Here is a 21,339-nt window from a genome sequence, read left to right on the forward strand (position 1 = left end):
TTTGCCAGCCGTTTAAAAAAATGCTTGACATGTTCCCATTCTACATGTATAATTATTACTTGTCAAGGGCAGTTAGCCAGATGCGCCCAAGAACAGAAAATTTTTCATATTTGGGCCTGTAGCTCAGTTGGGAGAGCGTTCGGTTCGCATCCGAGAGGTCGAGAGTTCGAATCTCTTCAGGTCCACCATAAATCCTTATTTTATCGGAAGATAAAATAAGGATTTTTTAGCTTATGCCCAATTTTCACCTAAGCATGCAGGGGACTGGCTGCAACAGAGCCCGCAGAGCCACAAAAAAGACAAACGATTCATAGAAAGCGAGGAACTGCAATGGCTGATATCTGGACCAAAGGGGCTGTGATAGAACGGCTGAAAGAAATCAATTCCAAAGGATTCATTCCCGTTCCCCAAGGTATGTTTCGGGCTGATGACGGAATTGTGGGGCAAATACTCGAACGCGAATTTGGTGTTGCCGAAAACAACCTTCATCTTGCTGATTTAGGCACATATGAGCTGAAAGGAATGCGCAAGAAAAAGGGAAAAACCAGTAAGTTAACCCTATTTCACCAAACATCAACTTCCGGAATGACTCCCAGGCAAATCTTTGACCGCATTAGTTACGAGAAGCCGTCAAACAGAGACGGCTCTTTGAAGCGTAAACTCTTTACAACCATTTACGGAAATAAGTTTAATCGCCTTGGTTTTACTCTGCGCGCGCAGGGTGTATCCGAAGTGTGTCTCTATCACGAAGAGGAATACCTGGCAACCTGGGATCTAACAGGCGGGAAAGGAAAAATCAATCAGGTACTATTCGTTCTTGCAGAAACGCAAGGGCCAGCCAACTCAAAATACGAACAATTTCATTTCATTGAAGCCTACATTTTAAGTTCGCCCAAAAACATTTACGACGCTATAAGCAGCGGTGCGGTAGTAATGGAGTTGTGCATAGATCAACCAACAAACGAGTTCGGAAAAAAAGCCCCGCATGACAGAGGGCCGCATATCCGTATACCAGTAAAAAAACTTTCCGCTTTGTTTGAAAGCGTTGAGCGAGTCCTGTAAGAACGTCAGAGCAAAGGGAGAAAGCACCATATTTCTGCGGGTCAGACTCGAGATAACGTATTCGCACTGGGAATGTCCCACCGGACACATCTACGGAACAAAATTTGAAATTCTGCAATTTGCAAACCCATTCTATAGGAAAACACGTCATTCATCATTATATAAAAAGCAGACAGCCTCATCCACAAAAATGAGACTGTCTGCTTTTACTTTTGTGCTGATTGAGGCTCGGCTGGGAGCGTAAAATCAAGAATATATTCAAATGTCGTTCCCATTGTGATGTAACTGCTCGGCCAACCAAAAATACCGATCCTATTTACCAGATTTCTTCTGTCCCAGATGATTGTATTTCTAAATTCATACCCCGCCTTTACAAGTGCATTAATGATATTGATATGCAGCGGCACCCTTTTTCCATCAATCCACGCGTCTGTAATATTAATCAGGGCATGGGCCTTTTCCGAAAAGACAGGCTTCATTGATGAATAAATTTCGCAAATCGCCGTTTCAAACTGTTCAGCAGAGAGCGTTCCCAAGTCTCGTTCGTCCTGACTGTACTGCTCCACCTTGAGATATTGTTTATTTTCTCTTAAATCGCCGCGTCTGCTCTTGTTTTTTCTTTCTCTATTTAAAATATTGGCATACGGCGGGGATGTGAGTGATAGCTTGACTGTCCCGGGCCTGACCACCTCAGAAAGCGTTCTTGCATCTCTGCAGACAGCAATTTGCTTGCACGGATTGCCGTTTTTTTCATTGTCAACACGACTATTTGACAAATCAACGTATTCTTGCTTCAGGTCAATTCCAATACAGTTTCTTTCAAGGTCCTGTGCTGCAACAAGTGTTGTTCCCGAACCGCAGAAAGGATCTAAAACGAGTTCCCCTTTATGGGTAAATTGTTCTATTACTCTTGTTGCAAGGCTAATCGGAAACACAGCAGGGTGTACTGTTTTATCCCGAACATCACGAGGTTCATAATTAAAATTCCATACCCCAATCTGATTTTTCATCCATTCTCTTGCTTCAACACAGGAGAGATATCCTTTTTTGCAGCCACAAAGTCGTTCGCTATTTATTTCAATATAATCGGCCATTACCGCTTGTCTTTTGCCTCCCTAAATCTTTGGCTCGCAAAATTGAAGTATCCTTCGTTGATTTCAAAGCCAATACATTTTCTTCCTAATCGTTCACATACCACCCATGTTGTGCCAGTTCCAAGGAACGGATCAAAAACCGTTCCGCCGGCCGGAGAACCACATTTTACAACCTGTTCAACCAAGCTCTCTGGAAAAGTTGCAGTATGATCTCCACTCAGGGGTTGCGTATTGATCGACCATACATCTCCCGGATTTTTCATTTTGCCGTTTTGTCCTAAAACCTTTACAGCGTCAAGATCAAAAAAGTATTTCTTCTTTAGCGTGAAATGAAAAACATGCTCATATGTATTATTGAATCGATCGGTAACGCTTGCAGGTATACGGTTCGGCTTATGCCAAATAATGTCATCTCTCAGGAGCCAGCCGTGCTCCTGCATTTCAATGGCAAACCGTGACGGTATCAGCAAAAGCTGTTTGTTTTGATATAGTTTTCCGTTTTGCTTGATTTTGGGCTGAAGCGGCTTAGTTGTAAAAAACTTTTCCTTTCGTTCCTTCTGTACTTCCGTAACATTTCCTTCCCCGTCAAGGTATTTCTTCCATGCTCCTGCTCCAGAACCAAAGAACGTGTCCCCTATATTGATAAAAACATTTGCTTCATTTTTCAGATACGGCTTTAACTCATCAAAAAAATCCGCAAGTCGAGCAACATATGCCTCCGGTGTTTTTTCAGAACCGATTTCGCCCTCGCCATTATAAACACGCTTTGCCCAATAAGGAGGTGATGTAACCAGCAAATCGATTGAATTCTTGGGAATCGACTTGATTAAATCCAACGTATCTCCACACTTAATAAAGTGCTCCATCACTTATTATCCTCCACTATTTGCATGATTTCTTCAATTTGGCAGTTTAAGGATAAGCAAATCTTTTCAAGCGAATCAATAGATACCGGCTCATTTTTGCCCAGCTTGGCAAGAACGTTACTGCTGATTCCACACAACTGCTTCAAATCAGTCCGCTTGAGTTTTTTATCTATCAGTAATTTCCAGAGATTATCATAACTAACAGCCATTTGCGATACCTCCCCCTCAGCAATGTCATGTATTATACACTAAATGTCACGATATAGCAACATCTGATTGTCAATCAGGCAGTCGCATACCAATCTCTCTTTTGCAGGAATTTTGCTTTATATGCGGTGTCATCATGTTGGACGCGCGCGGCGCCGCTTTTGCACCGCATGCCTCGTGTATCCGCATGCAGGCCGTCGCAATCTTGATGCACTTTTATGAGAGCACAACGCAAATAAGACAGCACGAGCGGCTGGGCATCTTTCCCAGCCGCTCTTTCTCCTCCCATTCGCGGCAAAAAACTTGCCAACGCCCGCCGCTGACAGGAGTCGTTATATGTTCGCGAAAGTCCTTTAACCACAGGCCCCTCTGAACAGTGTCCGGCTGACCGAAAGATCTTCGATAATTTTCTTTTTTTAAATCATCTCTCCGAAAAGGTATATGCCGGTAGCGATTCGTTCTTTAATTATATCTTTCACTATTCTGATTGCGTTACTATCTATCATGCACAGTTATAGCAACAGGGCATCGGACCTGCAAAAATGCACGGCCCGATGCCCGTTCTCTTATGTCAGCGGTGTTTCACGATCAATATATCCCCGCTCTCCCTGTACAAACGCCGCGATCTTCTCCTGGTCCTGCCACCGTCCCAAGGCTGTCATCATGCGGACGACAAGCGCTTCCGTCGTCAGATCGCCAGTGGGGATCACGCCTGCCTTTAACGCCTTGACCCCAACCTCATAGGTATTCATGTCACACCCGTCATACAGGCATTGCGTGGTGACTGCAACCACAATACCGGCGGATATAAGTTCTTCTACGGCCGGAATTAAATTTCTTCGATAGTAAGTCAATCCTCCAGGGCCGAAGCTTTCCAATATAACCCCACGGTAGCCAAGCGTCGCCGCCATCCGCAGTAATTCCGGATCAAAGCCTGGAATCAGCTTAAACAGCAGGACTTTCGGGTCAAAGCGTTCATCCAGCGCAGCTTCCCCTTGCGTTGCTTGCGGTTCCGCATCTCTCAAGACCAGCTTGCCGTCCTCTATTTTACCGGCATAGGGGCGATTTACGCTGACAAAGGCGTCCAGACCGGCACTGCGGACCTTGGAGGCATACAATCCATCGATCACCCGTCCGTCAAACACAAGATAAATTCCGGCTGGAATATGCATCGCGGCAAGAAAAGCATCGTAGATATTTTTCTTGGCATCTGTTTTTTCTGCACCGATGGGAAATACCGAGCCCGTCAGCACCACCGGTACGGTCGGGTTGGTCAGCATGGTTGCCAGCGCGGCCGCGCTGTAGGCCATTGTGTCCGTTCCATGCGTAATCACGATGCCATCGTACTTCTGCATCCCTTCGAAGGCCGCCCGCGCCATGATCGCCCATTCCTCCGGCTGGATGTTCGTACTGTCCAAATTGATCAGATCCGTACAGTCTATTTCACAGAGGTCTGCCAATTCCGGAATGATCTCAAGCATTTGCTGTCCGGTCGTCTTGGGTACCAGGCCGTCTTCTCCTGCTTCCGAAGCGATCGTGCCGCCGGTCGTAAGCATCAAAATACGTTTCATAGTCCACTCGCCTTTCTTCTGTCATTTCCCTGCCATTTGTTCGGGCCGCCTGCACGCACACCGCGCCCCTTTTCTCTACTTCTTATCGCTAATGAAATTGGGCTTTTCCGCATTGAATGTGTCTCTATCCAAATCACCCAGCAGCGCAGATACCGTAACCATTCCCACAGTATCTCCCGTAACGTTCAACGTGGTATTCGGCATGTCGATCAGGCGGTAGATACCCGCTACCCACGGAACGATCGTCAGCGGGAGTCCCATGGTTTGCATCATGATAGCGGACATCATAATGCCGCCGCCCGGGACGCCTGCCGCGCCGGCTGCCATCACGCATCCCATAATGATGATAACAATCAGCTCGCCCACATCATAATCGCGACCAAATAGCTGCGCGGCAAAAATAGCATAGATCGGCATTTCCGCACAGCATGCCTGCATATTGATGGTGGCTGCCGGCGGCGCGATCAGGTCTACATTTTCCGACGGTACGCCGCAGCGTTCCTTTGTACACTTCATGGTCATCGGCAGCGTCAGCGAAGAGCTGCAGGACGAAAACGCCATAATCATGACGGGGAATATATTTTTGAAATGCTTGATTGGGTTGACTCTTGCGATCAGCAGAAGGATCGCAGGGAATACAATAACGATCAGAGTCGCATATGCTATATACTGGGTGAGCAGCATTTTGCCAAGCGCGCCAAGGACTTCGCTTCCCAGGCTTCCCGCCACATTCGCCATCAGGCACAGGACGCCGATCGGAGAAAATCCCATAACAATTTCAATAACGCGGTTCATCAGTGTATTGCCCGCATCAAAGGCTTTGGACAGGCCGCTCTTGACGCTGCCCTCCGGCATCAGCGTAATGGCGATGCCGAGGAACATGGCAAAAACAATAACCTGAATCAGATTGAAATTAACAAAAGCTTCAAAGACATTTTCCGGCACCCAGCCTACCAGGCTTTCAATAATGCTGACGCCTTCCGTCGAGTATTCCTCTGCCGGCGCTTCAATGGAAACCCCAACGCCCGGCTTGATTATGTACGCCCAGAAGATGCCGGCAAGCGCGGACAGCACTGACGCGATCGCCCAAAAGACCAGGAAGCGGCCGCCTATTTTCTTCAGCTTCTTCATATCCGCGATACTGGAAATACCGGATATGATAGAGAAGAAAACCAAGGGGAGAATGGTCATCTTCAAAAGGCGGAGAAAAATATCTCCGATCGGGGTTGTGACCTGACTCCAGTAGCTATAATATCCCTTAAAAAGAAATCCAAAAACCAGACCGACCACCATGAGTAGCAAGATCTTATTTGCCATACTCAGATTTTTGTAAAACTTCATCTAAAAACCCTCCTAATCATTTTTTGTGAACCGCATCTACCTTACCGCAACGACCTCCATTTCAATATTCGAATTGTAATGCAGCGTGTTTGTGGGGACTATACTTCTGCAAGGCTTATGCCCGCCGAAAAAATCACTATAAAGGGCATCCACCTGCCCCCACAAGCCAATATCCGGTATATATACCGTTGTTTTGATGACGCGCTCCTTGGACGTTCCGCTTGCCTGCAAAATCGCTTCAAGGTTTTGGAACACCACCTTGCACTGCGTCACAATATCCCCGTTTACAAACGCTCCGGTCGTTCTGTCAAAGGGTAAGATTCCGGAACAGTACACCGTTCCATTGTGCTCGATAGCCTGCGAGTAGTGTCCGTTGGGCTTCAGGGCGTCATTCGTTTGAAAAAACTGCATATCAATCCACTCCTTTTTTATATAATTCTGTGATTTCCACGCTTGCTTTGAGTCCGTTCCCCGAAACGATCATGATAACATCATCCTGCCGTCCCAAAACGCCTCTTGCAGCCAACTGTTTGATTCCGGCGTAAGCCGTTGCCGACGTCGGTTCCACAAAGAAGCCCTGAGCTGCGGTTTCTTTTAAGGCCGCAACGATTTCCGATTCGTCCGCGCACAGGACCTCTCCCCCTGTATCCCGCACAGCATTCACCACCAGCATCCCTTTGTTCGGCGCGGCGAGCGCAATGCCTTCGGCTACTGTTTTTGCAAACGGCTGGCCGGCGGCAATCCCTTTGTACATGCGGTAGATCGGATTACAGTTTAATGCCTGAACCGCAAACAACCTTGGCATTTTTTCAATTTGCCGATTGTCGAGCAGGTTTTTGAAGCCGTAATAAAGGCCCAGGATCGTGCTTCCATTACCGGCAACAGCAACTATGTTCTCCGGCGCTTCAAAATGATTCTGTTCCCATAATTCATAGGCCAGCGACTTGGTCCCCTCGATAAACAGGGGATGCCAATTGTGGCCCGCGTAGGAACGGCTTCTTTTTTGCGCTGCAGCCGCAACGGCTTCGCGCGTTCCCTCCACCTCATGCACCTTTGCCCCATAGGAGCGGATCTGGACGGTTTTTCCGTACGAGGTGCCTTTGGGTATGTATATTTCACAGTCTATTTTCCCTAAGGCACAATACCCTGCGACAGACGCCCCTGCGTTGCCCGAGGAATCCTCGGTTATCTGCGTCACGCCATGCTTTAGCAGGTAATTTACCACCATGACCGTTCCCCGGTCCTTAAACGACCCTGTCGGCATCAGATTATCCATTTTAGCCCGAAGCCTGCAGGGGGAATCGGGAACCTTGACCAACGGGGTCAGCCCTTCGTCAAACGTGACGGACAGTTCCTCATACGAAATGGGATAGGCCGTATCATACCGCCACATATTAAAGCGATCCGCTTTAATATCTTCTTTGCTGATCGGGGCCGAGTAGTCCGCCATCAGATAGCCCCCGCAATCGCACCGCCACCGCAGTTCATCCTCCGGATATTCACGATTGCAGTTCCGGCATATAAATTTCATGATCGCCATTCCTCCTCCTTCGGAAATTGCAGTTTCCTGCGCAGCCAGAAAGTTTATAAAAAATTAAGTTTTTGTTGCTTTCATTATAAAATATTAAAGATGATTAATCAATAATTTTTAATTTATAGTTAAAATTTCGTCATTATGCAGAATATCACCTTTATAATTTATTAATTTTCTATATTATCTTTATTGAAAATAAACATATGCTGCCAATCTATTTGATTATGCCGTGCATAGCCCTTCTTTCAAAGAGAAAGCGCAGTTTAATTTCTTATAAACAAATCCTTTGGTTGATTTCACTTTTTTTCAGTGTATAATAGAATTATCATATACAGGAAAAGGGCTATGACTTTTATGAATAAAATCCTACAAAATTTTTTCCCCGTCGCCGACATGTTGGCGGAAACATTCGGCAGCTGCTGCGAGGTAGTCGTACACGATTTAACGCATCCGCAAAATTCCGTTATATACGTTGCCAACAACAAAGTAACCGGACGCACCCCTGGGCAGTCTTTCGAACACCTGATTAAGCAGGTGCTGCTCAACAGCAAGTTTGATAACGACCGTGTATCGAATTATATCTTTGAATTTGATAAGAAAAAGATCAAATCTTCCTCTTCCTTAATACGGGATGAAAACGACGTTGTGATCGGCATGCTCTGCATCAATATCGATCTGACCATGTTTTATCAAGCCTTTGCTATGCTTACCGAATTCCTGCCCGATGTCAACGAAAATCCAACGGTAACCGAACCGGACTCTTCTGTGAAATTTGATGAAGTCACTTCCATTGTTGACAAGCTTATTGACAACATTATCGGTTCGGACGATACTTCCGGCTTCAAGAAAAAAGACAATCTGGAGATCATTGATTTTATGGATAAGAAGGGTGTATTTCTGGTCAAAGGGGCTGTCGATAAAATTGCGGAACGGTTGAATGTGTCACGGGTAACGATTTATAATTATCTGGATGAAGTGCGCAATAAGCATCCGGAAAAGGATCGGAATGAACCTGCTAATACTTAACCGGTCATCCCATATGTACGCATAGGCATCCTGCCGCAAATACATAAAAAAACATCCTCAGAACATCAAGTTCTGAGGATGTTTTTACGTTTCACCGGCAGCCGCGCCATTTCCAATCAAAGGAATGCTTCCTTCAGCCGTTCCATAAACACCTTGGCCGCCGGTGAAAAGGGCTGATACTTTTTGGAAACCGCTACAAGCCCTGCCTCCAGCGGCGGGACGAACGGGCGGAACGTCAGGTTCCGGTTCTTGGTATCCGTCAGCCCATCCAGACAGAAAGCATAGCCGATTCCCTGCTCCACCAGATGCGTGGCATTGTAAAGCAGATTATACGTCGCGACGATGCGATACTGCTCATACCGCCTTCCGAACCACTCGGTCCGCGAAGGGCCGTGATGGGTCTGCTGGGAAAAAATCAGCGGCAGGCCTTCCAGATCGTCCAGTGTGACGGCTTTCTTTTGGGCAAGCGCGCAATCCCGCGGCATCAGCAGCCCGAATACGTCCTTGAGCCGCAGACGCGTATATTCAAACCGTTCATAAACGGCCGGATCCTGCAGGATGCCGATATCCAGCAAGCCCTTGTCCAGCCGCTCCATTACCGCCTCCGCGTCGCCGCTGAAGATGTGGAACTGCACGCGGGGATACTCCGCATGGATAGATTGGAAAACCGCCGCGATCTCGCTCATGGCCTGCGTTTCAGCACAGCCCAGATATACATCGCCGCCCACAATGCTGTCACCGGACAAAAAGGCGGACTCCGTTTTGTCCATCAGCTCCATAATCTCCTGCGCCTGCTTGCGCAGGAACTGTCCCTCTTCGGTCAGCGTGACGCGGCGCTTTCCCCGAATCAAAAGCTGCTTCCTCAGCCGGTCCTCCAGCTCCATCATCTGCTTGGACAGCGTGGACTGGGTGACATGCAGAGCCTCCGCCGCTTTGGTAATATTCTGCTCCCTGGCGATCGTCAAAAAGTACCGAAGCAGTCTGGTCTCAATCATGCTTGCCGCCTCCTTTTTTCAGTCTACCTCTTTTTATCATTCCTGTCAACGATAATAAATCATTCTAAATAACCGTTTGTCATTTTTCTGTATCTGGATTATGATGGTAGCAGGAAAGAAGGGAATCGGATGGAACTATCCTACCAGATGCTTGCGGACTGCCTGAAAACCTGCAACGTGCCGCCGGAGGTGCGGGAGCAAATCCTCGCCTGCGCCGGAAAGGAGTGCCGGAGCCGCCAGCTTCACCTGCTGACCGGCCAACGCGTCCGTCTGCTGGGCGATCTGCACCAGGCGCAGCGGCGCATCGACCTGCTGGATCTGCTCATCCATACCCTGCGCAAAGAATTGCCATAAGGAGTGATATCGAGATGAAAAATGTACTGATTATTTCCACCAGCCTGCGCCTGCACAGCAATTCCGACCTGCTGGCGGAGCAGTTTGCCGCGGGCGCGCGGGCGGCCGGGCATCAGGTGGAAACCGTTTCCCTGCGCGGCAAAGAGCTTCGTTTCTGTACCGGCTGCATGGCCTGCCTGCAGTCCCCCGTCTGTTCGATTCGGGACGACGCGAACGCAATCGTGGAAAAGATGGGGCGGGCGGACGTGATCTGTTTTGCCACGCCGGTCTACTACTACGAGATGTCCGGCCAGATGAAGACCCTGCTGGACCGTGCCAATCCGCTCTTTTCTGCAGACTACGCCTTTCGGGACATCTATCTGCTGACCGCCTCTGCCGAGGCGGAGGACAGCGCCTCGGACGGACCCGTTCACGGGCTGGAGGGCTGGATCGCCTGCTTCGAGCAGGCCCGCCTGGCCGGCGTGGTCCGCGGCGGCGGTGCCGACGCGCCCGGCGAGATGGCGCATCTGGACGCCAAGCTGGCGGAAGCCTGTGAAATGGGCCGGAACGTGTAAAGCGGGCTGGCTAATGCACCGCTCCATGTTCCACAAATATTAAAGGAAAAGGAGATCGAGCCATGAAAAAACTGACAAGCCTTTTTGCCGCTACCGCGCTGTTGCTGACCACTGCCGGCTGCGGCACACAAAACACAGCCTCCTCCGTCGGGCAGAGCGCATCGCCGGATACCTCACCGGCGCAGGCATCGGAAACCGCCGAGACAGAGCACTATATCTTTGACCTGAACGAAAACGTCGTCCGCACCCCTGTCACCTATGCCAACCGTTACGGTATCGAGCTTTCCGGCGACCTTTATACCCCCAAGACGCTGGACGAGTCCCAGACCTATCCCGCGCTGGTGATCGGCCCGCCTTACGGCGGTGTCAAAGAGCAGGGTTCCGGCGTGTGGGCCAACGAGCTGTCCCAGCGCGGCTTTGTGGTGCTGACGTTCGATCCCTCTTTCAATGGGGAAAGCGGCGGTGAACCCCGTCATGTATCCTCTCCGGATATCTTTACCGAGGATTTCAGCGCTGGTGTGGATTACCTGGGCTCCCTCCCGTATGTGGATCGGGAGCAGATCGGCGCCATCGGCATCTGCGGCTCCGGCGGCTTCGCCCTTTCCGCCGCCCAAGTAGATACCCGCATCAAAGCGGTGGCCACCGCCAGCATGGTGGATATCAGCGGCAACTATGCCGGCCTGACGCCCGAGGAGCGCACCGCCCTGCTGGAACGACTGAGCGCGCAGCGCTGGACGGACTTTGCAAACGGCGAGCCGGAGTATATCCCCTCCTATCCGGAGGAACCCACCGCGGACATCCCTGAGGGGCTGGACCCCATGAACGCGGAATTTTATTCCTTCTACGCCACCGAACGCGGCTTCCATCCCCGCGCCCGCGCGAACTTTACCACCACCAGCGAGAGCGCGTTTGCCAATTACAGCCTGCTGGCGCACCTGGACACCCTCTCTCCCCGGCCGGTCCTGCTTCTCGCCGGTGAAAACGCCATGTCGCGCGGCCTGAGCGAGCTGGTCTATGCGCAGCTTGGCGAAAACGGGGAGCTGTCGATCGTGGCGGGCGCCAACCATGTGGATCTGTACGACGATGTATCCAAAATCCCGTTCGATCAGGTCGAGACATTCTTCAAAGACGCCCTGCTGTAAGCAGGCCTGCGGCCCCTATCCGGCCGTATGAGGCAACGTGCGTAAGTATAACAACTGCTTCCGGACCAGCCGCCGGTCCGGAGGCTGTCTGCGGGCAGGCAGCCCGGAAAGGAGCAAAATAATGCAGACCGTCAAACTGTCCAACGGCGTGACCATGCCACTGGAAGGCTTCGGGGTCTTCCAGGTCACCGACGGGGAGGTATGCCGCCGGACCGTTCAGACCGCGCTCGGCGCGGGCTACCGGCTCATCGATACCGCCAGTTCATACCAGAATGAGCAGGCGGTAGGCGCGGCGATCCGCGCCGCCGGCGTCCCGCGGGAGGAGCTGTTCGTCACCACCAAGGCGTACATTCACCAGATGGGCTATGAAAAGACCAAAGCGGCGTTTGCCGAGTCCCTGCAGAAGCTGGGGCTGGACTATCTGGACCTGTACCTCATCCACATGCCCTTCGGCGATTACTATGGCGCGTGGCGCGCCATGGAGGAGCTGTACCAGACCGGAAAGGTGCGGGCCATCGGCGTGTGCAACTTTGACGCCGCCCGACTGATGGATCTGTGCTGGAATGCGGATATCCAGCCTATGGTCAACCAGATCGAGCGCCATCCCCACTTCCAGCGGGAGGAGGAGCTGCGCATCATGGCCGAGCTGGGCGTGCAGCCCCAGGCCTGGGCGCCCTTTGCCGAGGGCATGCACGGCATGTTCACCGATCCTGTGCTGACGTCAATCGCCCACAAGCACGGCAAAAGCGTGGCGCAGGTCATCCTGCGCTGGGATATCCAACGGGGCGTGGCCGTCATCCCCAAAAGCGTCCACCGAGAGCGGCTGGAGGAAAATCTGGACGTGTGGGATTTCATGCTGGACATGGACGACCTCGTCCAAATCGCCGCGCTCGACCGCGGCCAGCCCTCCATGCTGGACCCCCACCGCCCCAGCGAAGTGCGTCGGGTATACGACTACCTGCGCAATCCGGTGCTGACCAGCCTGTAACCGCTGCGCCGGCCTTGCACGCGCGGCGCACACAAAGACGGAAACGACACACCCTTGTCAACAGGAGGATATGCTCATGGAACGTATTTTCAGCTTTTTTCTGTCGCTTGTTCTGGCCGCTTCCTGCGCGGCCTGCGGCAGCCCCACCAATTCAGACGGAGCGCCGCTTCCGGAAAACGGCGCGGGTTCTTCGGCGGTATCCGGCAGCGATCAGAGTTCCGGCGTGCAGAACACGCCGGAGGGAAACACCGGCGCCGAAACGGGCGGTCGGGTTCTGGTCGCCTATTTCTCCGCCACCGGAACAACGAGGGACGTTGCGGAAACCCTTGCCCAATCCTTAAACGCGGACCTTTTTGAAATTCTGCCGGCGCAGCCCTATACGGCCGCTGACCTGGATTATAACAGCGACTGCCGCGCCAATGCCGAGCAGCAGGACAAAATCGCCCGTCCCGCGATTGCCAGCGGCTGCGTCGTGGAGAACTGGGCGTCCTACGATGTGGTGCTGCTGGGGCATCCGATCTGGTGGGGCATCCCGCCCAAGATCATGCGAACCTTCGCGGAAAGCTACGACTGGAGCGGCAAAACCGTGGCAGGCTTCTGTACCTCCGGCGGCAGCGCATACAGCAACACGGGTCTGCCGGAGCTGACGGAGGGCGCGGTCTGGCTGGAGGGCAAACGTTTTTCCGGCGCAGTCTCCCCTGACGACATCGCCGGCTGGGCGGAGGACCTGCACCTGCATGCAGCGGACGCGCAAGCCGCTGACCAGCTTCAGGTATCCTTTAACGGACACACCTATACCGCGGCCTTGGCGGATAACACCTCCGCCGCTGCTTTCGCGGCGCTTCTGGCCGAAAACGGCGGCTCACTCACCATACAGGCCCATGACTACGGCAGGTTTGAAAAGGTGGGCGAGCTGCCCGCCAGCCTGCCCCAAAACGACGAGCCTATCGACGCGGCGGCCGGAGATCTCATCCTGTATCAGGGCAATAACATCGTGCTTTACTACTCCACCAACTCCTGGACCTTTACCCGTTTGGGCCGGCTGGAAGGGGACCTCTCCGCCCTGGAAGCGGACTTGGGCGAGGGCAATGTGGAGATCACCTATTCTTTAGCCGGATAGGGGCTGCGCCTTCAAAGCAGGCGAACAGCCCTGCCTGTGTATATATCCACGGGCAGGGCTGTCCTTATCTTATGGTTCCTTATTTCTCCTCCGGCAAAACCGCATTGACGCAGGCCAGCGCGTTGAGCGTGCGCGGGAAGCCGATATACGGCAGGCACACCGTCAATGCGCCCAGCAGGATTTCCTTGCCGTTTCCCACGGCGTTGTTGCCGCCCACATGCGCTTTGACCTGCGGCTCACACCCGCCCTGGGCGCAGAGGATGGCGAAGGTCAAAAGCTCCCGTTCCTGCAGCCCCAGCCCCTCGCGGGTATAAAAGTCGCCAAAGCAGTAGGCGGAAAGATAATCCTGTATATTTTTCTGGTTGTCCGGCGCGGCCGCGCGCATCGCGTCGATGGTGCCGCCGAAAATAGCTTTTTGCGCGGCGATGCCGGCCGCCAGCCGCCCTTCCTCCTCCACCGTGCAGCCGCTGGGCAGCGGCAGTGAAACGCCGCTGTCAGCCAGCGTTTCGCTGGCCGCCTCTACCGCCGCTTCGGTTTTCCCCAGGCCGATGTATGGCGCGCACTGGTAGACCGCCTCCCGTATCTGCTGCGGGGGTACGCCGCACCGAAGCGCCGCCTTGACATGGCGCCTGACCTCGTGCATCGTCTGGTTTGTGACCGCCACCACCAGAATGAGCAGCTCGCGCAGTCCGGCGTCCAGCCGTTCTTCGGCATAGATCTCGCCGTAGATCAGCCGCTCCTTGATCGCGGCAAATTCCGGATCGGTCTGCCGCAGCGCGCAGGCCGTATCCCCATACAGTTTGGCTATCGTTTGTTCCGCTTTTTCTATTCGAGACATCGTCGATCGCTCTCCTTTTCGCTTCGTCCGGTCCGGCGCCGCGGGCCGCAAACAAACATTTTACAGGCCGGCGTATTCTTCGTCCGTCACCGGCTCGCACCATTCGTTGCTGCAGCCCTCGCCGGGTACTTCGATCGCAATATGGCTGAACCACGCATCCCTTTTCGCCCCGTGCCAGTGCTTGACCTCCGGCGGGATGACAATTACGGTCCCGGGCGTCAGGCTGACCGCCGCCTTGCCCGCTTCCTGATACCAGCCCTCGCCCGCCGTGCAGAGCAGGATCTGACCGCCGCCCTTTTGCGCGTGGTGGATGTGCCAGTTATTCCGGCAGCCCGGCTCAAAGGTGACGTTGCCCAGGAACATCCCGTCTTCCGGCCGTGTCAGCGGGTTAAGATAGGACTGCCCGATAAAATACTGGGCATAGGCGGTATTCTCCGCGCCCAAGCCAAACATATTCTGCTTTGCAAATGCATTCTGATCCAAGGTTTTCATAATGATATCCCTCCTGTTTTTACTTACCGCTGAACACGGGGAAGCAGCTGAACTCCCCATAGCTCTCAATGGGGGTGAGCCGCATCAGCGTTTCCATATCCGCTGGGTCGATCGGGAAATCCACCGCCGCGTTCTCTTTCATATGGGCGGGGTCCGCTGTCTTAGGCAGGGCGACCGTACCCAGCTCAAGCACATAGCGGATGCACAGCGCCGCCGGGGATACGCCGTACTTTGCCGCCATGGCGGTAATCTGTTCATTCTTGAGCGCCTCGCCGTGGGCGATCGGCGAATAGGCTTCCACCAATATCCCCCGGTTTTTGCAGTAGTCCAGCAGCGCCCGATCGGTGTTGCTGATGTGGAGCAAAATCTGGTTGACCATGGGCTTTATCCGGCAGGACGACAGGATATTTTCCAGATCGCCCGGCAGGAAATTGGATACGCCGATCGCCCTTACCTTGCCGGCCGCATACGCATCCTCCAGTGCGCACCAGGCCGCCCGATTGCCCTCCGCATAGTCCCCGCCGCGGAAATCCGCCCAAGGCTGCGGGCTGTGAATAATCATCATATCGATATAGTCCAGCCCCATTTTGGCAAGCGATTCATCGATCGACCGCGCCGCGCTGTCGTAATCCTTCGCCTCGGCCGCCACCTTGCTGGTGACGAACACCTGCTCCCGCGGCAGGCCGCAGGCGCACACGCCCTCGCCCACGCCCGCCTCGTTGCCGTAAGCCTGCGCGGTATCGATATGGCGGTAACCCAGGGCGGTCGCCACTTTTACCGCTTCCGCTGCCTGTTCGTCGGGGATGAACCAGGTCCCCAGCCCCAGCTTGGGGATTGCCACACCGTTGGCCAGTGTATAGGTTTCTTTCAAAATCATCGTTCTGCCTCCTCTGTCGATTGTTGCTCCTGTAAACGCCGGTACCGCAAGCCATCCACGCGCGCCACCTGCTTTTCCCGAAAATGAATCTCGTCCAGCGCGGCCTTTCGCTTCTGCTCCAGCATCCGCAGCCGCGCCTTTCCCGTTCCGCTTTGCTCCAGCAGCAGGCGCATGTACGTCTCCACCTCCTCTGAGGTAAAGCCGATGTCGTGCAGGGTCAGGATCAGGCTCAGCCGTTCCAGGTCCTGATCGTCATACTGCCACTCGCCCATCACCTGCTTGACCGCCCCGCACAGCCCCACCGCTCATATTCCCGCAGGATTTCCAGGGGGATCTGATATCGTTCGCTCGCTTCCAGGATTGTCATTTCCCATCCCTCAAAATAAAAAAATGTAGATGCCCTGAACGGACATCTACATTGTAAGGCCAAAGCCGGCCCCTGTCTAATACTTATAATGGATGGTCAGATATGCGTTTTATGTATTTTTGTGCAAACCCAAGGAATGCCGCCGTAGCCGCTGAAAAGGATTTCGTTTTTTCCCACGCCAGAACCGTGCTGGATTCCAGCGGCAGCGATAGCGAAAGCATTCGCAGCCCTTCGTAAGCGCAGTCCAGCTCGATCGCAAGGTAAAGCCCAAGCCCTTTGCGGGCCAGCTGCGCCTGATTATACGGCAGGTTCCCACTCGCCACAACCTGTATCTGTTCCGCATACGGCCCGAACCAGTGGAGCATCGCTTGCTGCATCAATTCCTGCGTGGGCAGGATCAGCCGCAAGGCGGCCGCAAGCGCGATCATGCTCCAAATGTATTTCTGGCGATAGAAAACAAGCATTCGCTATTTCTGCAGCGGTGCGGTATAATAAAAGTGTCGTAAGGGTGCCAAAGCCGCCCTTGCAACAATTATCCTGTTGCTCTGAGGAGGTGTGAAACATGAAGATTTTAGTGATGGAGAGCAGCCCTCACAAGCACGGCTCCTCCAATTTGTTGGCCGCGGAATTCATACGCGGCGCCACAGAGGCCGGACACCAGACACAGGTTTTTGACGTGGCGCGCGCGAACCTTCGCCCCTGCCTGGGCTGCGACGCCTGCGGTATGTCCGGCCCCTGTGTGCAGAAGGACGGCATGGAGGAACTGCAGCGCCGAATCCTTGCTTCCGATATGGTGGTATTTGTCACGCCGCTCTATTATTTCGGCATGTCCGCCCAGCTTAAAACAGCAATCGACCGCTTTTACAGCTTCAACGGCGAGCTGGCGGCCAAACATCTGAAAACCGCACTGATCGCGGCGGCCTGGGACAGCAACGACTGGACGATGCAGGACCTTGCCGGCCATTACCAAACCTTGTGCCGGTATTTACATTTCAACGACCAGGGCATGCTCCTGGGTACTGGCTGCGGCACCGTATCCATGACCCAAAGCAGCCGTTTCCCCAAGCTGGCCTATGCGCTTGGAAAATCACTGACTGAATGAGGAGGACTTGACCATGAAAAAAGCATTGGTATCTTATTTTTCCGCCAGCGGCGTGACCGCGAAAGCCGCGGAGTCGCTGGCCGGAGCGATTGGCGCGGACCTTTACGAGATCAAACCCGCCGTGCCTTATACGCGCGCCGATCTGGACTGGACCAATAAGCGCTCCCGCAGCTCTGTCGAAATGCAGGACAGCGCCTTCCGTCCGGCGCTTGCCGACACGGACGCACCCATCGAAGCGTATGACGTTATTTTTGTCGGCTTCCCTATCTGGTGGTATATCGCGCCCACCATTATCAACAGCTTTTTGGAAAGCTACGATTTTTCGGGCAAGACCATCGTCCTGTTTGCCACCTCGGGCGGCAGCGGCCTTGGCCGGACCGCGGACAGCCTACGAAGCAGCGTGGCCGCTGATACCAAAATCGTCAACGGGCGCCTGCTCAACGGCCGGCTGTCCGCGTCCGAGCTGAAAGCCTGGGTGGAGGGATTGGCCCTGTAACCACAAGCTGCCCTCAAACCGGCACCGCGCGGGTCGGCCGAACCGGCTGATCCGCGCGGTATTTTTTTGACTGCCGCCCGCTTTTCGTGTCCGCCGGCGGACGGGGCTGCCCGCGTCCCGCGCATTGAACCGTGCGTTTCCCAGCAGGAAAACAGAAAACCCGCGCGCTGCATATTGTATTGCGCCGCGCGGGCTGGTATCATAAGGATAGAACCATCCAAACAATCGGATTGCAGAGGAGGAAGCTGTTATGAAAAGCGCAGTTTTTTACGGCAGGCATGATATCCGGATAGAGGACCGTCCCATCCCCGCCGTCGGCGCGCACGATGTGCTGATCCAGGTCAAGGCGTGCGGCGTCTGCGGTACGGATGTGCATATTTTCGAAGGGGACAAGGGCGCGGCCGAAACCCATCCCCCCACGATTCTGGGTCACGAATTCTCCGGCGTTATCGCGGATACCGGCAGCGCGGTCACGCGCTACCGCAAGGGGGACCGCGTGTGCGTTGATCCCAATTACTACTGCGGGGCATGCGAATTCTGCCGCGACGGCATGGCGCATTACTGTACGCACATGACCGGCTACGGCACCACCGTGGACGGCGCTTTCGCGGAATACTGCGCGGTCAACGAAAAGCAGGTTTACCCGCTCGGAGACGGCACTTCGTTCCAACAGGGCGCAATGACCGAACCGGTCGCCTGCTGCCTGCACGGCATGGATATGTGCGAGATCCGGCCCGGCAGCCATGTCGCCGTGATCGGCGGCGGGATGATCGGCCTGATTATGGTGCAGCTGGCAAGGCTTGCGGGCGCGTCGCGTATCGCGCTGCTGGAGCCGGTCGAGGGCAAACGCGCGGTCGGCAAAGCGCTCGGCGCGGATGTCTGCATCGATCCGCTGCACGAGGACGTGCCGGCAGCGCTCGCCGCGCACGGCATGCCCCGTCTGACCACGGTTATCGAATGCGTCGGCCGGCCGGCCACCATCGAGCAGGCCATTGAACTGGCCGGCCCCAAGGCGGTCGTAATGATGTTCGGCCTGACCAGGCCGGACGAAACGATTGCGGTCAAGCCTTTTACCGTTTTCCAAAAGGAAATCGTCCTCAAAGCGTCCTATATTAACCCCTATACGCAGCGCCGCGCGCTTGACCTGATCGATTCCGGCCGTCTGGATGTGACCAGCATGGTGCATGCCGTCTGCGGACTGGACCGGCTTTCCGGCATCCTTGGCAGCCCGCAGGAGCGCAGCCTGGGCAAATTCATCATCGATCCCAGCCTGTAGCCGCGGATTTCTCTTCGCCCGCCGTATTTACGGCGGGCGTTTTTTATTCCTTGCGATTGACAGGCATTTATTTCTGTATCGTGAAGAGGGCTGGTTTTCCGTTGACTATACGGAACAGACGCGCGGTTCGGATACCATCTCCCGAACCATCTGTGAAGTCAAAAATCCCTCCAATTCCCTTATACCCCTTTATACTGACCAGCGCGTCCCGAATATCCTCGCTTTCCAGCGTGTCCGCGCGCCGCATCGCCTCCGCTAACAGCATCATCGCGTCGTAGCCGCGGTAGGCCGCTTCCGCCACCGGCATTGTGCCGTAGCGTTGGATAAATTTTTCCAAAAAGGTCCGCTCCTCCGGTATAACCGCTTCAATGGGCGAATCCGGAATGGAGTACCCGCAGGAATACAGCTTGTCACAGCCCTGCTCGTCCGCCGCCATGAACGCCGTACCGCCCGGGTACTGCCGCACGGAACGCGGGTAGACCTTATAATATTCCGCGTTGGGGTGCGCCGGCAGCTTTTCGACAAAGGTCGCTATTCGATGCATTCGCATCCGCCTCCTTTTTTGTTCTGTCTATATTGAACCGTAACCCCTGCTTTTTCACCACAGCGTATTGTCGGTATTTCTATCAATTTGTTCTTATCCGTTTCGGCTTAGCAAAATATTTTGCTGTTTTAGCAGTTTCTCCTTTGCCATAACCGCTAAAAAGCCTCTGCTTTTTCTATTGCCTGTCCGCTTTCCACAAAATTCCCCCCGCGGTTTCCGGCGTTTGGCGCAAAGCAAAAGGGACCTTCCCGCCTGGGAAGGTCCCTTTGTGTATGTCCGTTTTTATTCCACCGTATTGGTGAGCGCGCCGATGCCCTCGATCTCACAGGTGACGACGTCGCCTTTCTTCAAAAACTGCGGCGGCGTGAAGCCCATGCCAACGCCGGCCGGCGTGCCGGTGGCAATGATCGTACCCGCGCGCAGCGTGATGCCGCGCGTCAGCTCAGCGATGATCTCCGCGACCGAGTGGATCAGATGGTCCGTATTGCTGCTCTGCCGCTTCTCACCGTTGACGGTCGAGGAGATTGCCAGCGCGGGCGGGAACGCCACCTCGTCCGCGGTCAGGATGCACGGCCCCATCGGCGTGAAGCCGTCCAGCGACTTGCCGAAATACCACTGGTTATGCGCGGTCTGCAGGTTGCGCGCGGATACGTCGTTTACTACCGTATAGCCGAAGATATACTGTGCGGCCTCCGCCTCGCTGACGTTTTTGCAGTCCCTGCCGATGATGACGCCCAGCTCGGCCTCGTAGTCCAGACTGTCCACCAGCCCCTCATATGCGGGGATCGGGTCGCCGCAGCCGGTCGCCTCATAAGTGCGCTTGCTGAAATAGACCGCTTTTTTGCGGTTGACCAGAAAAGCATCCTCATGGAACCGCGCCGATTCGACCGCATGGTCCGCATAATTGATGCCCAGGCACAGTACGTCCTGCTCCGGATGCGGTATCGGCGCGCGCAGCCGCACGCTGTCCAGCCGCACCGCCGCCCCCTCGGTCGCCTGTTCCGCATCCGCCATGCGGGAAAGCTGCGCCGGTGTTGCGCGCCGGATCAGGTCGTTCATATCCGCAAACGACAGGCCGAACGCTTCGACCGGCCAAAGCAGCCCCGGCCAGCCGGTGCAGCCCACGCCGATGCGGTCAACGCCGTCGTTGTCTTTTTGATAGGTATACAGCTTCATAGAGATTCACGCTCCCAAATAGTTTTCCTGTTCCATCATAGCATATCGCTCCCAAAATAAAAAGCACCCATTTGAACTTTTATCCCATTTATGATATCCTGTTAACAGAAAAAAGAGGTGAGCTGCTATGACCGGACGCTGCGACGACTGCGCGTACAACGTGTATGACGATGAACTGGAGGAATATATCTGCGAAGCGTATCTGGACGAGGATGAATTCTACCATGTCATGCGCGAAGGGCGCGCCTGTCCCTATTACCGTTCCGGAGACGACTACGAACTGGTACGCCACCAGAATTAGCCTATCAAAACAGGAG

26 protein-coding genes and 1 tRNA gene are annotated in these 21,339 nt (G+C 54.1%); 12 read left to right on the forward strand and 15 right to left on the reverse strand.

The features are described from left to right. Nucleotides 1-112: 112 nt before the first annotated feature. Both ACYQ3S_RS06790 and ACYQ3S_RS06795 read left to right on the forward strand, forming a co-directional pair. Nucleotides 113-188, forward strand: a tRNA-Ala gene (locus tag ACYQ3S_RS06790). Between the two features lie 142 nt (nucleotides 189-330). Then, on the forward strand, nucleotides 331-1,062 hold the full coding sequence (locus tag ACYQ3S_RS06795; protein ID WP_459688043.1) for an MvaI/BcnI family restriction endonuclease: 732 nt from the start codon (nucleotides 331-333) through the stop codon (nucleotides 1,060-1,062). Between the two features lie 206 nt (nucleotides 1,063-1,268). Here ACYQ3S_RS06795 and ACYQ3S_RS06800 read toward each other — a convergent pair whose 3' ends face one another. The 7 genes from ACYQ3S_RS06800 to ACYQ3S_RS06830 form a co-directional block, all read right to left on the reverse strand. Further along, complete coding sequence (locus tag ACYQ3S_RS06800; RefSeq protein WP_459688045.1) at nucleotides 1,269-2,156, reverse strand: DNA methyltransferase; 888 nt, start codon at nucleotides 2,154-2,156, stop codon at nucleotides 1,269-1,271. Continuing rightward, the gene (locus ACYQ3S_RS06805) at nucleotides 2,156-3,022 is read right to left on the reverse strand and encodes a DNA-methyltransferase (protein ID WP_459688047.1); all 867 of its coding nucleotides are present in this window, start codon (nucleotides 3,020-3,022) and stop codon (nucleotides 2,156-2,158) included. The genes ACYQ3S_RS06800 and ACYQ3S_RS06805 overlap by 1 nt, the downstream gene beginning before the upstream one ends. Further along, the gene (locus ACYQ3S_RS06810; RefSeq protein ID WP_459688049.1) at nucleotides 3,022-3,231 is read right to left on the reverse strand and encodes a helix-turn-helix domain-containing protein; all 210 of its coding nucleotides are present in this window, start codon (nucleotides 3,229-3,231) and stop codon (nucleotides 3,022-3,024) included. The genes ACYQ3S_RS06805 and ACYQ3S_RS06810 overlap by 1 nt, the downstream gene beginning before the upstream one ends. Nucleotides 3,232-3,795: 564 nt before the next feature. Then, complete coding sequence (locus ACYQ3S_RS06815) at nucleotides 3,796-4,800, reverse strand: asparaginase (RefSeq protein WP_459688051.1); 1,005 nt, start codon at nucleotides 4,798-4,800, stop codon at nucleotides 3,796-3,798. Nucleotides 4,801-4,875: 75 nt separating this feature from the next. Further along, the gene (locus ACYQ3S_RS06820; protein ID WP_459688053.1) at nucleotides 4,876-6,141 is read right to left on the reverse strand and encodes a dicarboxylate/amino acid:cation symporter; all 1,266 of its coding nucleotides are present in this window, start codon (nucleotides 6,139-6,141) and stop codon (nucleotides 4,876-4,878) included. A 36-nt stretch (nucleotides 6,142-6,177) separates the two neighbouring features. Continuing rightward, a complete protein-coding gene (locus ACYQ3S_RS06825) occupies nucleotides 6,178-6,552 on the reverse strand; it encodes a RidA family protein (RefSeq protein ID WP_459688054.1) in 375 nt (124 codons plus the stop codon). Nucleotide 6,553: 1 nt separating this feature from the next. Further along, nucleotides 6,554-7,591, reverse strand: coding sequence for a threonine synthase (locus tag ACYQ3S_RS06830; protein WP_459688056.1), 1,038 nt, complete (start codon nucleotides 7,589-7,591; stop codon nucleotides 6,554-6,556). Between the two features lie 429 nt (nucleotides 7,592-8,020). Here ACYQ3S_RS06830 and ACYQ3S_RS06835 point away from each other — a divergent pair, with 429 nt between their 5' ends. Beyond that, nucleotides 8,021-8,701: a helix-turn-helix transcriptional regulator gene (locus ACYQ3S_RS06835; RefSeq protein ID WP_459688057.1), complete on the forward strand. Its 681-nt coding sequence runs from the start codon at nucleotides 8,021-8,023 to the stop codon at nucleotides 8,699-8,701. A gap of 116 nt (nucleotides 8,702-8,817) precedes the next feature. On the opposite strand, the gene ACYQ3S_RS06840 is transcribed toward ACYQ3S_RS06835, so the two are convergent. After that, entirely contained in the window at nucleotides 8,818-9,696 is an 879-nt protein-coding gene (locus ACYQ3S_RS06840; protein ID WP_459688059.1) for a LysR family transcriptional regulator, read from the reverse strand. A gap of 129 nt (nucleotides 9,697-9,825) precedes the next feature. Between ACYQ3S_RS06840 and ACYQ3S_RS06845 the strand changes: the two genes are divergently transcribed. The 5 genes from ACYQ3S_RS06845 to ACYQ3S_RS06865 all read left to right on the forward strand — a co-directional run bounded on the left by ACYQ3S_RS06845 (nucleotide 9,826) and on the right by ACYQ3S_RS06865 (nucleotide 13,854). Next, nucleotides 9,826-10,050 (forward strand): hypothetical protein, encoded by a 225-nt coding sequence (locus ACYQ3S_RS06845; protein WP_459688060.1) that lies wholly within the window; start codon nucleotides 9,826-9,828, stop codon nucleotides 10,048-10,050. Nucleotides 10,051-10,064: 14 nt separating this feature from the next. Next, nucleotides 10,065-10,604 (forward strand): flavodoxin family protein, encoded by a 540-nt coding sequence (locus tag ACYQ3S_RS06850; RefSeq protein WP_459688061.1) that lies wholly within the window; start codon nucleotides 10,065-10,067, stop codon nucleotides 10,602-10,604. Between the two features lie 62 nt (nucleotides 10,605-10,666). Further along, nucleotides 10,667-11,746 (forward strand): alpha/beta hydrolase, encoded by a 1,080-nt coding sequence (locus ACYQ3S_RS06855; RefSeq protein WP_459688062.1) that lies wholly within the window; start codon nucleotides 10,667-10,669, stop codon nucleotides 11,744-11,746. Nucleotides 11,747-11,867: 121 nt separating this feature from the next. Next, the gene (locus ACYQ3S_RS06860; protein WP_459688064.1) at nucleotides 11,868-12,734 is read left to right on the forward strand and encodes an aldo/keto reductase; all 867 of its coding nucleotides are present in this window, start codon (nucleotides 11,868-11,870) and stop codon (nucleotides 12,732-12,734) included. Nucleotides 12,735-12,810: 76 nt separating this feature from the next. Next, a complete protein-coding gene (locus ACYQ3S_RS06865) occupies nucleotides 12,811-13,854 on the forward strand; it encodes a flavodoxin (RefSeq protein WP_459688065.1) in 1,044 nt (347 codons plus the stop codon). A gap of 79 nt (nucleotides 13,855-13,933) precedes the next feature. On the opposite strand, the gene ACYQ3S_RS06870 is transcribed toward ACYQ3S_RS06865, so the two are convergent. The 5 genes from ACYQ3S_RS06870 to ACYQ3S_RS06890 all read right to left on the reverse strand — a co-directional run bounded on the left by ACYQ3S_RS06870 (nucleotide 13,934) and on the right by ACYQ3S_RS06890 (nucleotide 16,892). Continuing rightward, nucleotides 13,934-14,692: a carboxymuconolactone decarboxylase family protein gene (locus tag ACYQ3S_RS06870; RefSeq protein ID WP_459688067.1), complete on the reverse strand. Its 759-nt coding sequence runs from the start codon at nucleotides 14,690-14,692 to the stop codon at nucleotides 13,934-13,936. A gap of 60 nt (nucleotides 14,693-14,752) precedes the next feature. Continuing rightward, a complete protein-coding gene (locus tag ACYQ3S_RS06875; protein ID WP_459688069.1) occupies nucleotides 14,753-15,184 on the reverse strand; it encodes a cupin domain-containing protein in 432 nt (143 codons plus the stop codon). Between the two features lie 19 nt (nucleotides 15,185-15,203). Next, nucleotides 15,204-16,061: an aldo/keto reductase gene (locus ACYQ3S_RS06880; RefSeq protein ID WP_459688070.1), complete on the reverse strand. Its 858-nt coding sequence runs from the start codon at nucleotides 16,059-16,061 to the stop codon at nucleotides 15,204-15,206. After that, nucleotides 16,058-16,363: a MerR family transcriptional regulator gene (locus ACYQ3S_RS06885; RefSeq protein WP_459688072.1), complete on the reverse strand. Its 306-nt coding sequence runs from the start codon at nucleotides 16,361-16,363 to the stop codon at nucleotides 16,058-16,060. Before ACYQ3S_RS06885 ends, ACYQ3S_RS06880 begins: the two co-directional genes overlap by 4 nt. A gap of 148 nt (nucleotides 16,364-16,511) precedes the next feature. Continuing rightward, a complete protein-coding gene (locus ACYQ3S_RS06890; protein WP_459688074.1) occupies nucleotides 16,512-16,892 on the reverse strand; it encodes a hypothetical protein in 381 nt (126 codons plus the stop codon). A 98-nt stretch (nucleotides 16,893-16,990) separates the two neighbouring features. Here ACYQ3S_RS06890 and ACYQ3S_RS06895 point away from each other — a divergent pair, with 98 nt between their 5' ends. From ACYQ3S_RS06895 to ACYQ3S_RS06905, 3 genes are all read left to right on the forward strand, one after another. After that, nucleotides 16,991-17,530: a flavodoxin family protein gene (locus ACYQ3S_RS06895; protein ID WP_459688075.1), complete on the forward strand. Its 540-nt coding sequence runs from the start codon at nucleotides 16,991-16,993 to the stop codon at nucleotides 17,528-17,530. Between the two features lie 13 nt (nucleotides 17,531-17,543). Continuing rightward, the gene (locus tag ACYQ3S_RS06900; RefSeq protein WP_459688077.1) at nucleotides 17,544-18,026 is read left to right on the forward strand and encodes a flavodoxin; all 483 of its coding nucleotides are present in this window, start codon (nucleotides 17,544-17,546) and stop codon (nucleotides 18,024-18,026) included. 250 nt (nucleotides 18,027-18,276) lie between these two features. Next, entirely contained in the window at nucleotides 18,277-19,302 is a 1,026-nt protein-coding gene (locus ACYQ3S_RS06905) for a zinc-dependent alcohol dehydrogenase family protein (protein ID WP_459688079.1), read from the forward strand. A 67-nt stretch (nucleotides 19,303-19,369) separates the two neighbouring features. Here ACYQ3S_RS06905 and ACYQ3S_RS06910 read toward each other — a convergent pair whose 3' ends face one another. Further along, nucleotides 19,370-19,846: an ABC transporter substrate-binding protein gene (locus ACYQ3S_RS06910; RefSeq protein WP_459688081.1), complete on the reverse strand. Its 477-nt coding sequence runs from the start codon at nucleotides 19,844-19,846 to the stop codon at nucleotides 19,370-19,372. Between the two features lie 282 nt (nucleotides 19,847-20,128). Then, nucleotides 20,129-21,022 carry a fumarylacetoacetate hydrolase family protein gene (locus tag ACYQ3S_RS06915; RefSeq protein ID WP_459688082.1) on the reverse strand — a complete coding sequence of 298 codons (894 nt, stop codon included), beginning with the start codon at nucleotides 21,020-21,022 and terminating at the stop codon, nucleotides 20,129-20,131. 127 nt (nucleotides 21,023-21,149) lie between these two features. Here ACYQ3S_RS06915 and ACYQ3S_RS06920 point away from each other — a divergent pair, with 127 nt between their 5' ends. Further along, the gene (locus ACYQ3S_RS06920; RefSeq protein WP_459688084.1) at nucleotides 21,150-21,323 is read left to right on the forward strand and encodes a DUF6472 family protein; all 174 of its coding nucleotides are present in this window, start codon (nucleotides 21,150-21,152) and stop codon (nucleotides 21,321-21,323) included. Nucleotides 21,324-21,339: the final 16 nt, after the last annotated feature.

It is taken from the genome of Agathobaculum sp. TL06, assembly GCF_054658635.1.